Raw genomic sequence first — 13,718 nt, forward strand, 5'->3', positions numbered from 1 at the left:
GCAATCGGTTAAGGTGAGACTGTTAATCGTTCCCACCTGCTGAGGTTGTTGATGCGTCTCGTTCCCCTCCTGAGCCTCGGAGCTCTGACCTTAGCTCTGTCGGGCTGTTCGCTGCTGGGCATCGGTGGTGACAATTCTGATCCGACGCCCGCCCGGACTCCGGCGAAACCGGTTGCCGAGGTCGACAAAGTCGTCAAGGCCCTCAAGCCGCTGACCGGCGATGAGGAGAAGGTTCCGTCGACGAAGAAGTTCTTTAGAACCATGATCGATGCAGGCTACGAAGCGGACCAGCTCGAAGCCACAATCGACGATTCGCCATTGGGCAATGACGTTCCCTCGAAGATGTTCGGCGTCAAAACCGACAAAGGCTGCGTCATCGGAGAGATTCGGAAGGGAAAGGCGACTGCAGAGTTGATGCCTCCCACAGAATCGACCGGGTCGTGTCTGTTCGGCGAGGTCGAACGTCCGAAGGGTGTGAAGGCACCTGAAGGTGACAAGCGCGAGAAGGACGGCGATTCCAACGGTGCCGGACATATGCCTGGTGAGGACATCAACGGCAAGGACGGAGCCTCAGAGAGTCCGGCGCCAGACGAAGGGTCGGAAGGCACCTCGTCGCAGGGAACATCATCAGACGGCTCTTCATCCGAAGGTTCTTCTGAGGGCACATCCTCCGAAGGCTCTTCGTCCGGAGGGACATCGTCGGAGGGCGGCTCCTCCGAAGGTTCATCTTCGGGTGAGGCACCGTCACTCGGCGGCGGTTGATCCAAGGGTTTCGAGCAGTGACTCAATTGGCACTTGTGCGTGCTGAACCGATAACCTGAGGTTATTATGGCCGAATTCATTTACACCCTTCACAAGGCGCGTAAAGCGCACGGCGACAAAGTCATTCTGGATGACGTGTCGATGTCCTTCTACCCCGGTGCGAAAATCGGCATGGTCGGTCCGAACGGTGCCGGTAAGTCAACGATTCTCAAGATCATGGCCGGACTCGAACAGCCGTCCAATGGTGAGGCGCGGCTCAGCCCAGGCTTCACAGTGGGCATCCTGCTGCAGGAGCCGCCACTGAACGAGGACAAAACTGTTCTCGGCAACGTCGAGGAAGGCGTCGGCGAGATCAAGGCAAAGCTTGACCGCTTCAACGCGATCTCTGAGGAGATGGCCAGTCCCGATGCAGACTTCGATGCCCTGATGGAAGAGATGGGCAAGCTGCAGGAAGCGATCGACGCTGCGGACGCCTGGGACCTAGACTCTCAGCTCGAGCAGGCGATGGATGCTCTGCGCTGCCCACCGCCGGACGCTGACGTCAGTGTGCTCTCAGGTGGTGAACGCCGCCGTGTGGCGTTGTGCAAACTGCTGCTCGAAAAGCCTGATCTGCTCCTGCTCGATGAGCCCACAAACCACCTGGACGCGGAATCTGTGCTGTGGTTGGAACAGCACCTGCGGTCCTACCCCGGCGCTGTCATAGCAATTACTCACGATAGGTACTTCCTCGACCACGTGGCCGAATGGATCGCTGAGATCGACCGCGGACACCTCTACCCCTACGAGGGCAACTACTCGACCTACCTGGAGAAGAAGCAGGAACGTCTGCAGGTCCAGGGCAAGAAGGACGCGAAGCTGTCGAGGCGCCTCAAGGACGAACTCGACTGGGTCCGGTCCAACCCGAAGGCCAAGCAGACGAAGTCCAAGGCCCGTCTGGCACGCTACGAAGAGATGGCAGCAGAGGCAGAGAAGACCAAGAAGCTGGATTTCGAAGAGATTCAGATCCCTGCCGGTCCTCGCCTCGGCGATATCGTCATCGAAGCCGACAGCCTGCAGAAGGGCTATGAAGATCGTCTTCTCATCGACGGGCTCAGCTTCTCATTGCCTCGTAACGGAATCGTCGGTGTCATCGGCCCCAACGGCGTCGGCAAGACGACTCTGTTCAAGACCATCGTCGGACTCGAAGAGCTCGACGGGGGAGACCTCAAGATCGGCGACAGCGTCAAGACCTCCTACGTTGACCAGTCCCGGGGCGGAATCGACCCCAACAAGAACCTGTGGGAAGTCGTTTCCGACGGACTCGATTTCATTCAGGTGGGCAACGTGGAGATGCCTTCGCGGGCATATGTCTCCGCATTCGGGTTCAAGGGCCCGGACCAGCAGAAGAAGGCTGGCGTGCTCTCCGGTGGTGAGCGCAACCGCCTCAACCTGGCACTGACCCTCAAACAGGGCGGAAACCTGCTGCTGCTCGATGAGCCGACCAACGACCTCGACGTGGAAACGCTGGGTTCTTTGGAGAATGCACTCCTGGAGTTCCCCGGTTGCGCCGTGGTGGTCTCTCACGACCGTTGGTTCCTCGACCGTGTGGCCACGCACATCCTTGCCTGGGAGGGCACAGAAGACAACCCTGCGGACTGGTACTGGTTCGAAGGGAACTTCGAGTCCTACGAGAAGAACAAGGTCGAACGACTCGGTGAGGACGCGGCTCGCCCTCATCGCGTGACGCACCGTCGCCTCACTCGCGACTGACTGATTGAGTTCTGCGCGCTGCGCGTTGCACGCTATCAGTGCGGCGCACAGAGCTGATTGCCTGCAGATGATGCCCCGGTCGTCGACCGGGGCATCATCTGTTGCCAGGAGTCAGTGGGTGGGGGTCAGCCAGCCTGTTGAGCTAAGTCAGCCTGTTGGGGTCAGTCAGCGTTCTGGCGCAGCTGACTCACGGGAGAACAGCTTGCTGAGGCGCAGCAGAAGCTTGAACAGATACCTCACAGCGATGGTGCCGACGATTCCGATGACGATTGATAAGAGCGCAATCAGTGCCAGGTTCATGTCCATCGCCTCGCGGAGGAACACCAGGGCCAGAATCGTGATGATGATGAAGAGCGCGACGTTGACCAGACGAGAGAGGATCCTCCCGAGGATCTCGATCATCGCGGTGTCTTGGTTCACTGAGGTGCCTTGATACGGACCATGCCCTCCTGGGCCACTGTGGCCAGCAGCTCACCGGTCTGGGCGAAGATCCGCCCGTAGCCGAGACCGCGACCTCCCTGGGCGGCAGGAGACTCCTGAACGTAGAGCATCCACTCATCGACCCGGACCCGACGATGCCACCACATTGCGTGGTCGAGACTGGCCACCCGGAGCCCCGGGCTCGTCCAACTCAGTCCCTGACGGCGCAGAACCGGTTCGAGCAGGTTGAAGTCGCTGGCATAGGCCAGTGCGGCAGCATTGAGCACCGGATCATCGCCGAAGGGCGAGCTGGCGCGGAACCAAACGTGCTGGCGTTCGCGCTGGCGGTCATCGGTGGAGCTGAGATACAGGGAAGCCTCGACCGGACGGATCTCGAAGGGTCGCTTATTCAACCATTCGGTGACCTGTGGTGTGTCCTGTCCTGCAAGAATATCGCGCAGCTCCGGGCACTCCAGTGGACCTGGCAGGCCCGATGGCATGGTCTCAGCGTGCTCAAGGCCCTCCTGCTCGACTTGGAATGAGGCGATCAGGGACAGGATCGGCACATCCTTCTGATAGGCGTGGACACGCCGAGCGGAGAACGATCGCCCGTCACGGAGTCGTTCGACACCGAACTCGATCGGTTCGCTGACGTCCCCGGCACGAAGGAAATAGCCGTGAAGTGAATGGATGAGGCGATCATCTGGCAGAGTCGCGGCGGCGGCCACTACGGATTGCGCCACCACCTGACCGCCGAAGACACGCCCATCAGGCTTGTACTGGTTCTGCCCGACGAAGTAGTCGCTCTCTCGAGACGCCGAGGCGGAACTCAGGCTGTCGAGTTCGAGCACTTTGCGCAGTGTGTCGACGTTCGCCTTCGCAGTCGTGGTTTCTACATCGCTCATATGGGCCTCCAGCCTGCGACAATGATTCTCGTCCTTGTGGTCACGATCCTATCGCGACCCTCACCGTCGCAGTGAAAGTGGCATGATGGGTCTTATGCGTACTGGCACCACAAATCCCCATCTGAACGAATTCACACGAGTACTGCTGGAGCTGAGATGGGGTGACATGGATGCCTACGGCCACGTCAACAATGTCACCCAGCTGCGCCTGCTCGAAGAGGCACGTGTCCGAGCGTTGGGGTCACCGACGCACAGCACCGATGCGCCCACAACCCCTGGCCAGCTGGGAATCTCCGGCACAGTATCGGGGATCTCGATTCCGGCGATCTTCGCCGAGGCTTCGAACACCACCGAGCTGCTCGTCGCCTCGCACGCGATCGAATATCGCCGACCGATTCCCTATCGCGCGGGACCCATTGCCATTGATCTGGTCATCAGCGAGGTCAAACCGGCGTCTGTGACGATCGGTTACGTCATCGCCGAACCCGATGGTTCGGTCGCCTATACGCTGGCGGAGACCGTCATCGTCTTTGTGGACAGAACAAGCTCTCGACCACGGCGTCTGAGCCAGGAGGAGACAGCAGCTATGACAGAAGTCATTCGACCAGCCGTTCCGATGCGGAGTCGCCGGTGACGGAACTGGAGATCGCCGATCCGCTGGCGATGAAGGACCTGGCCGCATTCACTTTGCTGGCGCATCGGCTGGACCCCGATGGAGCCATGCGTCTGCACGTATCGTCGACCGTGCTCGTGGTGACCATTGCACCCCTGTACCCGCATGGGATCGGAGACTCCACACCCCTGGTGCTGGCTATGCGCATGCTGCGCCTGAACGGACCGGAAATGGACGGTCTCGATGAGGTTGTGCCCTTGGCCAACCTCAAGGATCGTTTCGCCAGAGAGGAGAACGCCACCCGTCTGCCAGTCCCGCCGAACTCGGTGCTGGTGTCCTGGACCGGCATTGCACCCCCGAAGGGTCAGTGGGCGGCCCGTGACAGAATCACCGGTGAAGTTCTTCGTTCGACCGCCGAGGCGGGAGTCGCGGAGATCAGCGACGGTGCTCCCGAGGGTGCCGGCTCACATGCGGTGAAGGCGCTGCGTTCGCGTGTGTGGTCGAAGCCGATGACAGCCGTAGGAGGTACAGAGCTGCCCGGTGGGCTCGCATTCGCCGCGAGTGCGCTGCGGTTCGTACCGGAGGCCGAAACCGCCTCGGCGGGGGAGACCACCGAGGAATACAAAGTCTTCGCGACCTCCGGGTGGCTGCGTATCTCGACTCCAGGAGGGCATCTGCTCACCCGGGCCCGATGACTCCTCAGCAGTGACCCTCAGCGGTGATAGTTCGGCGCGGATCCCGCAGGCAGAGCCGCGCTGTCAGACCGGATTGCTGTTCGTGTTGACCATGGCCGTAGCTGCCCGTTGGAAATAGTCCCAGAAGATCTCGTCGTAGAGCGGCGGCAGCGCCACATCATCGAGTGCTGCCCGCATGGACGTCAGCCACCGGTCACGAGCGTCGAAGTCGACGGCGAAGGGGAAATGGCGCATCCGCAGTCGCGGGTGGCCGCGTTCTTCCTGGTAGGTCGTGGGACCGCCGAAGTACTGCTCCAAGAACATCTGCAACCGGTGTTTGGCGCCGGTGAGGTCGTGTCCCTCCGGGTACATCGCGATGAGCACCTCGTCGCGGTCCACATGATCGTAGAAGACATCGACGAGGCGGGTGAAGGTGGGATGGCCACCGACAGCGTCAAAGATGGTCTCGTTCGATGTCTGCGTCATGTTCAGCTCTCTCCGTCTGAGGTGTCGGTTCCGGCTTCATCCGTCGTCGACCGGATCTCGTCATCACTGGGCAGCGGCGAGGGCCCCTCGTCTTTGGTTCGCTGTGTCACATGGGTGGCCCGAGCCTGGTCATCGGCGTCGGCGTCGCCTTCGGAGGTGCTGTCAGGCGAGTCCGTCGACCGCGGAAGCGTCCTGAGGACGGTCTCCTGAATGATCGGGATGGTGATTCCGCGCCTGTCGAACTCATTCGTGAGTTCCGCCCGGAAGGCACGTTCGACCATCCACTGCAGGTTGGGCTTCGTCTTGATCATCGTTCTGATCACCCTGTACTCGGCAGAGAGAGACTGGACGCCGGCGATCTCGGGGAGTTCGAGCATTGCGGAGGCAACCTGCGTGTCCTTGGCCATTTCAGCGGTGACTGTTTGAGTGATCTCACGGTAGGTGTCCATGGAGGTGGAGTAGTTGACGGGGATCTCGAGCACTGCACGCGCCCAGCCCTGCGACAGGTTGCCGACTCGCATGATCTCACCGTTGCGCACATGCCACAGGGTTCCCGTGAGATCACGGACAGCTGTCTTGCGGAGACCGAAGTCCTCGACCTCGCCGACGGCTTCGCCCAGGTCCACGGTGTCGCCGATGCCGTACTGGTCCTCGATGACCATGAAGAACCCGGACAGGTAGTCCTTGACGAGTTCCTGAGCGCCGAAGGCCAGTGCCACACCGACGATGCCGGCCGAGGCCAGGATCGGTGCGATATTGAAGTTCAGCTGGTCGAGGACCATGAGGACCGCGATGACGCTGATGATGATCGTCGCCACGGATGAGAGCATCCGACCCACGGTCTTGGCCCGCTGCGCGCGGCGTTCACGGATCACAGTCGGCTCGATGCCGGTCCGCTGGGATTCCATGACCGTGCTCGAGAACTTGCTGTTATCCGCCTTCTTCTCGCTGCCGACGGTGCCCTTGGCCACTGCAGTGGAGAAGCGTCGGATGAACAGACGCATCACCATGTTGAGCACGATCGCGCCGATGATGATGATGACGATTCTCAGCGGAGCGTCGAGGAGGAAATCCCAATCGATCTTGGGCGCGGACATGAGGTCAGTCTTCAGTGCATCGAAAGTCATGATGCCATGAGCCTAACGGCCGAAGGTCAATGTGCCCTTGGAACTGCTGGACACTTCCTGAGCGCTCAGAGCACGCTGGGCATCGGCAAGATTCTCACGCATCAGGCGAAGCAGACCTTTGGGAGCCGCGGGGTGATCGTCCAACCACGCCCGGGTGGCTTTGACAGTGTGCTCGCTGACCGGGGGGAATAGCCGCAGCGTCATGGTCTGCGCCATCTCCAGGGTCCTCGTCTCCCACCATCCGGAGACCCGCTGGAAATATTCGGTGGAGAAGTCGCGCAGTGGTTCCTCTGAGACGAGGATCTCACCGGTCTCCGTCTGCAGGCCGGAGGCGAATCCCAGAGCCAGGGCCGCGAGTTCCGAGTTCGGGAGGTCAGCCTCGTCGAGGATGCGGATGAATGCCTTCGACTTCGCCGCCGAGGTGGGGCGTGCGCTGCGAGCGGTCGCTGCCTGACGCGCCCCCGTGGCCGAAGGGTCAGTCTTGGTCATGGCCGTGATTGCGGAGTCATCGATCGCATCGTGCGCCGCGAGTGCGATGATGATCTCCCAGGTGAGATCGGTGTCGATGGTGATCCCGTGGACTGTGTCCCCGGTCGCGTCCAACCAGGACTGCAGCTGGGAGATCTGGGCCTGGGATGAGGCATGTTTGATGAAGCCGCGGAGGAATTGGAACGCCTGGTCTGTGCCTCCGGGCACCGTGTCGAGGAGTTGTGCGAACCGGTCGGCGATAGACGTATGAGCCTCTGCCCGCGCTTCCGGGGACAGGTAGGCCCCGACAGCGGTCTCGAGCTGGCGCATCTGGGAGAGCAGTCCCGAGGAATGTGTCACGGCCGCACAGTTGTCCAGGACAGTGGTGATGTAGTCCTGGGCCGGACGCTGTCCGTCGCGGACAGTGTCCCAGAGGGTCCCGAGGATCAGCAGCTGCGTCAACGAGTCATCGAAGTCCCCGAGCCGCTTGGCCGCGACGTCCATGCTCTCGCGATCGAAGCGGACCTTCGCATAGGTCAGATCCTCGTCATTGACGATGATGACGTCGGGCTTGGACAGGCCGCGAGCCTCGTCGACGGTGGTCGAGTCCGAATCGATGTCGATCGGGAAGCTGTGGGTGCGGACCAGTCGGCCCTTCCCATTGTCGGAGTAGAACCCGATGGCCAGGCGATGCGGACGCAGCGACGGAGCCGGCTGTCCTTCGATGATCCACGGCTTCTGGGTCACCTGCAGCTTCGTCACCACCTCGGCGCCGTTGTCGGAATCGGTGTGGAGCTCTGCCTCGATGAGGTTGGCACCTGATTCCTCGAGCCACAGCTTCGACCAGGTGGCGAGGTCGCGCCCGCTTGTCGCCTCGAGCTCGCCGAGGAGGTCCGGCAGCTCCGTGTTCGACCACGCGTGCTTGTCGAAATAGCGTTTGAGGCCGGAGAAGAACTCTTCTCGACCGACCCACGCGACCAACTGTTTGAGCACCGAGGCGCCCTTGGCGTAGGTGATGCCGTCGAAGTTGACCTCGACATCTGCAAGGTCTTCGATGCTGGCGACGATCGGGTGTGTGCTCGGGAGCTGATCCTGGCGGTAGGCCCACGACTTCTCGATGGTGGCGAACGTGGTCCATGCCTCCGTATACTCGGTGGCCTCGGCGGTGGCCAAAGTCGACATGAATTCGGCGAAGGACTCGTTGAGCCACAGGTCGTTCCACCATTTCATCGTGACCAGATCACCGAACCACATGTGCGCCAGTTCATGGAGCACGGTCACGGTGCGGCGCTCGACGAGGGCCTCGGTGGGTCGGGACCGGAAGACGTAGTTCTCCAGAATGGTCACGGCACCGGCGTTCTCCATCGCACCGGCATTGAACTCGGGGACGAAGAGCTGATCGTACTTCTCGAATGGGTAGGACACCCCGAACTCGCGTTCGTAGAACTCGAATCCGGCTCGTGTGATGGTGAACAGGTTCTCGGCATCGAGATGGTCGAAGAGAGACTCGCGGCAGTACAGGCCAAGGGGGACAGGAGAGCCATCGGAGGAGATGAGCTCGGAATGTACGCTGCGGTACGGGCCAGCCACGATCGCAGTGATGTAGGAGGAGATCGGAGTCGTCGGGGCGAACTGCCACACTGCGGTGTCCTCGACCGGCGCTTCGTCGAGTTCGGTGAAGACTTCACTGGGATCACCGGGAGTCGGAGTGGGGGAGTTCGACACGACCGTCCAGCGCGCAGGCGCCACAACTGTGAAGGAGAACGAAGCCTTGAGATCGGGCTGTTCGAACACAGGGAAGACGCGTCTGGCGTCGGGAACCTCGAACTGTGAGTAGAGGTAGACCTCATCGTCGATGGGATCGACGAAGCGGTGCAGGCCCTCACCGGTGTTCATGTAGTAGAAGTGGGCATCGATGACGAGCTCATTCTCAGCGGCGAGACCCGGCAGAGTGATCCGGGAGGCCGAGACGACCTCGGAGGTCTCGAGATCGAGTCCGTTGAGCCGGATGCGTTCGACGCTGGCGGTGATGGCATCGATGAATGTCGTTGACTCCGGAGTTGCGGTGAAGCGGATGCGGGAGCGAACTCGGAAGCTGTCGCCCTCTCCTGTGAGAATCAGGGTGTTCTCGTAGCTCGAGACGTCGACGAGGGATGAACGTCTGCGAGCTTCCTCGCGGGTGAGGTTGTATTGGGGCACTTTGAGGTGACCTCCGCTTCGGGTCCGGGTGTACTTCGCCATTCTTTCATGGACGCATTCCTCTTCGGTGCCAAGGCTTGATAAATTGGCATCGGACATTGCGGGAGTTTCGTCGGATCCCGCGCCCACCCTAACGAGGAGTGAAATTGAGCAGAGAGACACTTGACCTGTGGTTCGACACGGCCTGCCCGTGGGCATGGATGACGTCGCGCTGGGGTCTGGAGGTCGCCAAGGTCCGCGACATCGATGTGAAGTTCCATGTCATGAGCCTGAACATCCTCAACCGGGACAAGGACATCCCTGCCGACTATCGAGAGCTGATGGATCGTGCTCTGGCACCCATGCGCATCGTCACTGCTGCAATCGCCGAACATGGCGAGGAGTTCACCGAGCCTCTCTACACTGCGATCGGAACCCGCATCCACCCGGGCGGCGAGAAGGACTTCGACAAGGCCGTCGCCGAGGCGTTGGATGAGGTCGGTCTTCCGGCCGACTTGATGAAGTACGGCGAACGCGACGACTATGACGCTGCTCTCCAGGAATCTCATGATGAGGCGCTGGCACTCGTCGGTGACGATGTGGGCACACCGATCTGCCGAGTGGCCGGGACGGCATTCTTCGGCCCGGTCGTCACCCCCGCGCCGAAGGGCGAGGACGCAGGTCGACTCTTCGACGGAGTTCTTGCAGTCGCCTCGACTCCTGGCTTCTTCGAGCTCAAACGCACACGCAATCAGGATCCGGTCTTCGACTGAGGCGCTGACCTCGACTCACACACGGCCCGAAGCACACACCACCACACGCACAGTCTTTCCCGGGCATCTGGCCCCGGACACTTCGAAGGAGTGACCACATGAAGGTTCATCTCGGCACCGACCACGCAGGATTCGAATTCAAAGAGGTCCTCAAGGCCCACCTCGGCGAGTCGGGTTACGAGGTCATCGACCACGGCGCGCTCGAATACGACGCACTCGATGACTATCCCGCGTTCTGCATCGCCGCGGCACAGGCTGTCGTCGATGACCAGGCAGCGGGTGTTGAGGCCCTCGGCGTCGTCATCGGCGGGTCCGGCAACGGAGAGCAGATCGCTGCGAACAAGGTCAAGGGAGCCCGGACCGCCCTGGCTTGGAACACTGACATCGCGAAACTTGCGCGCGAGCACAACAACGCCCAGATCGTGTCGGTGGGCGCCAGGCAGCACACAGAGGCTGAGTCGATCGCCATCGTCGATGCCTTCCTTTCGGAGCCCTTCTCCGGCGAAGAGCGGCACGAGCGTCGGATTCGGATCATGGACGAGTACGAGGCCACAGGCAAGGCCGGACTGTGATCAGGGGGGGACACGCTGTGAAGATCCGTGGAGCCGTGCTTCGGGACATGGGTGCCCAGCGCCCTTACGCTCAGACTCGGCCGATGTCATTCGAGGATCTCGAACTCGACGGGCCCGGTCCCGGTGAGGTTCTCATCCGTCTGAGTGCAGCCGGTGTCTGCCATTCCGATCTCTCCGTCGTCGACGGCAACCGGCCTCGGCCACTGCCGATGCTGCTCGGGCACGAGGGCGCAGGAATCGTCGAACAGCTCGGTGCAGGTGTCGATGACCTGGAGATCGGCGATCAGGTCGTCACCGTGTTCCTGCCGCGCTGCGGCGAATGCGCGAACTGTCTCACGGACGGCAAGCTCCCGTGCACTCCGGGCAGTACCACGAACGGTGCGGGAACATTGCCGTTCGACGGACACAAGGTCCGCCTTCACGATGATTCGGGTGCCGAAGTGCTCCACCACCTCGGTGCGTCGGTATTCGCCTCCCACGCTGTGCTCAATCGCGCCTCCGTCGTCCCGGTGGCCTCGGACGTTCCCGCATCGATCGCGGCAGTGCTCGGCTGCGCGGTCCTCACAGGCGGGGGAGCGGTTCTCAACGCGGGAGTTCCGGGACCTCAGGACGAGGTCATGATCGTCGGGCTGGGTGGGGTCGGGATGGCTGCCCTGATCACGGCCCTGTCCATTGAGACGGCCGGCGTCATCGGCGTCGACGCGAATCCGGACAAACTGCTCCGGGCACAGGAACTGGGCGCGGCCGAGGTCTACACTCCCGAGCAGCTGGGCCAGCGACGGGCACCGATCGTCATCGAATGCGTCGGCCATCCGCGGGCCTTCGAAACCGCGTTCTCCGCGACCGCGGTCGGCGGGAAGACCATCACGGTGGGCCTGCCTGCCCCGGACGCGCAGTCACACATCACCCCGGTCACTCTCACAGCCGAGGCACGCACCGTCATCGGTTCGTACCTGGGTTCGGCGGTGCCCAGCCGTGACATTCCCATCTACGCCGATCTGTGGCGGCAGGGCAAACTGCCGGTCGAGGAGCTGGTGTTGGACACAATCGGCCTCGAAGACCTCAATGAAGCCTTCGACGCTCTGGCGGATGGAACCGTTGTGCGGCAGGTCATCGACTTCCAGCGCTGAGGTCGGAAGGAATGCGGAGGATCCGGTCGTCGCCGTCGGCCGGATCTCCGCGCCCGTCGGTGTTGTTCGTCAGGATCCATACCTCGCCACTCGGTGTCGTCACCACATCACGCAGACGACCGAACTCACCGGCGTAGGAAACTTCGGCCGTGGCGACATCCGCCAATGGCACGGTCCGAAGGACCTGCCCGCGAAGGTTCGCGATGAGGATTGTGTCGTGGCTGATGGCGATTCCACTCGGGCTGGCCTGGTCGGGGCTCCACTGCTGGACCGGATCGATGAAATCATCGTCACCGGCGCTCTCTGAGATCCCTTCGACCTCCGGCCAGCCGTAGTTGCCGCCGGCCTCGATGATGTTGAGCTCATCCCAGGTGTCCTGGCCGAACTCGCTGGCATACATAGTCCCGGCCTCGTCCCAGGCCAATCCCTGCGGGTTGCGGTGCCCATAGGAGTAGACGAGGGAATCGTCGAAGGGGTTGTCCTCGGGCACACTGCCATCGGGTGTCATCCGCAGAATCGAACCCGAGAGCGACTCACGTTCCTGTGCGGCACTCTGGTCGCCGGCGTCGCCGACCGTTGCATAGAGCATTCCGTCTGGGCCGAAGGCCAGGCGCCCACCGTTGTGGAATCCGGCCTTGGCGATGCCGGAGACGATCGTCTCCGGCGAGCCGAGTTCGATCCCATCGGAACCGCGCGTGATCGGAAAGCGCTGAATTCGGTTGTCCGATTCGGCCGTGAAGTAGGCATAGAGACTGTCGCCGCGGACGCTCAGTCCCAAGAGACCACCCTCACCCGAGGCGGAGACGCCCGTAACCGTGGCGACCTCCCTGACGTCTGTCGGGCGCTGAGAGTCGATTTCGAGGATCCGAGCGGATTCCCGTTCACTGACCAGAGCAGTTTCCTCATAGAAGGCAACCGACCATGGGGCCTCGAGGTTCTGCGTCACCACCTCCGACTCGGCATCGGGCCGGCTGTCCTCATCGGCCCCGTTGCCGTTCTGCGAAGCGGGAGCCGTCGAGCCTGCTGAGGGTGAATCTGAGAGGGGCGTATCTCCCTGATCGGAGTTGCAGCCGCTCAGCGCCAGCATGAGTGTCGTCGCGATAGCGGCGCGTCTCCCAGCGGTGGCAGCAGCACGGTCCCCGATCTGTGGCGCGAGGTGGTGGGCACCCGTGCATGGTGGCACCTTGTGGAGGAGGGGTCTGTCGTGTCGTCGGATCGGCATCGGCGGCGCACCTTTCGGCCTCGGCAGTCTGCGAGCCTGCCTTCCCATTGTCCCCTGTACTGACGAAAGATGGGAGGCGAGAGAATCATGAGACTGAGTTCAGCACGCGGCAGTAGTGGGCCATAGATACGAAGAAAGCCGCCCGGACATTCAGTCCGAACGGCTTCACTATCGTCGGGATGACAGGATTTGAACCTGCGACCCTCTGTTCCCAAAACAGATGCGCTACCAAGCTGCGCCACATCCCGCGACGTAGACAATCTAACCACAGGCAGGGGTCAAGATGCACATCGATTCGGCTCCCCATCGCGAATGGGATGCAGGTCACAGGCCGCACGTGAAGTCGCAACAGGCGGTGTGACTCAGCTCATCTTCGGTCGATTTGGCGGCCGGTGCGGATGTCGACTATAGTCGTTAACGCAACACGGGGATGTAGCTCAATGGTAGAGCCTCAGTCTTCCAAACTGATGGTGCGGGTTCGATTCCCGTCATCCCCTCCGCTTCCCGGTCGGACCATACGGTCCGGCCGGGTCTTTCGGTTCCTGAACGATCTGTCGACCGCAGCACGGTGGGCTCCGGTAGAATCGCCTCCTGCCCAGCACCATGTGCCCGGGTACCCGCATCAATTCTGCACGACCG

At 61.9% G+C, this 13,718-nt stretch carries 13 protein-coding genes and 2 tRNA genes; 8 read left to right on the top strand and 7 right to left on the bottom strand.

What is annotated here, in order from left to right:
• Positions 1-51 precede the first annotated feature (51 nt).
• Together JFC13_RS02615 and ettA are read left to right on the top strand one after the other, a co-directional pair.
• Positions 52-762 (top strand): DUF6993 domain-containing protein, encoded by a 711-nt coding sequence (locus tag JFC13_RS02615; RefSeq protein WP_198395531.1) that lies wholly within the window; start codon positions 52-54, stop codon positions 760-762.
• Positions 763-828: 66 nt separating this feature from the next.
• Positions 829-2,511: an energy-dependent translational throttle protein EttA gene (gene ettA, locus JFC13_RS02620; protein ID WP_198395532.1), complete on the top strand. Its 1,683-nt coding sequence runs from the start codon at positions 829-831 to the stop codon at positions 2,509-2,511.
• 165 nt (positions 2,512-2,676) lie between these two features.
• Here the strand turns inward: ettA and JFC13_RS02625 are convergent, their stop codons facing one another.
• Positions 2,677-2,931, bottom strand: coding sequence for a hypothetical protein (locus JFC13_RS02625; protein ID WP_332839318.1), 255 nt, complete (start codon positions 2,929-2,931; stop codon positions 2,677-2,679).
• Positions 2,928-3,836, bottom strand: a complete 909-nt coding sequence (locus tag JFC13_RS02630; protein ID WP_198395533.1) for an acyl-CoA thioesterase — start codon at positions 3,834-3,836, stop codon at positions 2,928-2,930. Before JFC13_RS02630 ends, JFC13_RS02625 begins: the two co-directional genes overlap by 4 nt.
• A 166-nt stretch (positions 3,837-4,002) precedes the next feature.
• Between JFC13_RS02630 and JFC13_RS02635 the strand changes: the two genes are divergently transcribed.
• Together JFC13_RS02635 and JFC13_RS02640 are read left to right on the top strand one after the other, a co-directional pair.
• Positions 4,003-4,470 carry an acyl-CoA thioesterase gene (locus tag JFC13_RS02635; protein ID WP_232488046.1) on the top strand — a complete coding sequence of 156 codons (468 nt, stop codon included), beginning with the start codon at positions 4,003-4,005 and terminating at the stop codon, positions 4,468-4,470.
• Positions 4,467-5,144, top strand: a complete 678-nt coding sequence (locus JFC13_RS02640; protein WP_198395535.1) for a hypothetical protein — start codon at positions 4,467-4,469, stop codon at positions 5,142-5,144. The genes JFC13_RS02635 and JFC13_RS02640 overlap by 4 nt, the downstream gene beginning before the upstream one ends.
• Before the next feature lie 63 nt (positions 5,145-5,207).
• Here the strand turns inward: JFC13_RS02640 and JFC13_RS02645 are convergent, their stop codons facing one another.
• The 3 genes from JFC13_RS02645 to pepN are packed head-to-tail and all read right to left on the bottom strand — an operon-like array spanning position 5,208 to position 9,445.
• A complete protein-coding gene (locus JFC13_RS02645; protein ID WP_143923285.1) occupies positions 5,208-5,609 on the bottom strand; it encodes a globin in 402 nt (133 codons plus the stop codon).
• A 2-nt stretch (positions 5,610-5,611) separates the two neighbouring features.
• Complete coding sequence (locus tag JFC13_RS02650) at positions 5,612-6,706, bottom strand: mechanosensitive ion channel family protein (RefSeq protein WP_232488047.1); 1,095 nt, start codon at positions 6,704-6,706, stop codon at positions 5,612-5,614.
• Between the two features lie 42 nt (positions 6,707-6,748).
• Positions 6,749-9,445 (bottom strand): aminopeptidase N, encoded by a 2,697-nt coding sequence (gene pepN / locus JFC13_RS02655; RefSeq protein ID WP_198395693.1) that lies wholly within the window; start codon positions 9,443-9,445, stop codon positions 6,749-6,751.
• Positions 9,446-9,549: 104 nt separating this feature from the next.
• Here pepN and JFC13_RS02660 point away from each other — a divergent pair, with 104 nt between their 5' ends.
• The 3 genes from JFC13_RS02660 to JFC13_RS02670 all read left to right on the top strand — a co-directional run bounded on the left by JFC13_RS02660 (position 9,550) and on the right by JFC13_RS02670 (position 11,857).
• Entirely contained in the window at positions 9,550-10,155 is a 606-nt protein-coding gene (locus tag JFC13_RS02660; RefSeq protein WP_198395536.1) for a mycothiol-dependent nitroreductase Rv2466c family protein, read from the top strand.
• 98 nt (positions 10,156-10,253) lie between these two features.
• Complete coding sequence (locus tag JFC13_RS02665) at positions 10,254-10,727, top strand: ribose-5-phosphate isomerase (RefSeq protein ID WP_198395537.1); 474 nt, start codon at positions 10,254-10,256, stop codon at positions 10,725-10,727.
• 17 nt (positions 10,728-10,744) lie between these two features.
• Entirely contained in the window at positions 10,745-11,857 is a 1,113-nt protein-coding gene (locus JFC13_RS02670; RefSeq protein WP_198395538.1) for an alcohol dehydrogenase catalytic domain-containing protein, read from the top strand.
• Here the strand turns inward: JFC13_RS02670 and JFC13_RS02675 are convergent.
• Positions 11,838-13,079, bottom strand: a complete 1,242-nt coding sequence (locus JFC13_RS02675) for a PQQ-dependent sugar dehydrogenase (protein ID WP_198395539.1) — start codon at positions 13,077-13,079, stop codon at positions 11,838-11,840. The two genes, JFC13_RS02670 and JFC13_RS02675, sit on opposite strands and share 20 nt — an antisense overlap.
• Before the next feature lie 174 nt (positions 13,080-13,253).
• Positions 13,254-13,327: transfer RNA gene (locus JFC13_RS02680), tRNA-Pro, on the bottom strand.
• A 178-nt stretch (positions 13,328-13,505) separates the two neighbouring features.
• Here JFC13_RS02680 and JFC13_RS02685 point away from each other — a divergent pair.
• A tRNA-Gly gene (locus JFC13_RS02685) sits at positions 13,506-13,576 on the top strand.
• Positions 13,577-13,718 lie beyond the last annotated feature (142 nt).

Source organism: Brevibacterium antiquum, from assembly GCF_016107655.1.
In the GTDB taxonomy this organism is placed as follows: domain Bacteria; phylum Actinomycetota; class Actinomycetes; order Actinomycetales; family Brevibacteriaceae; genus Brevibacterium; species Brevibacterium antiquum.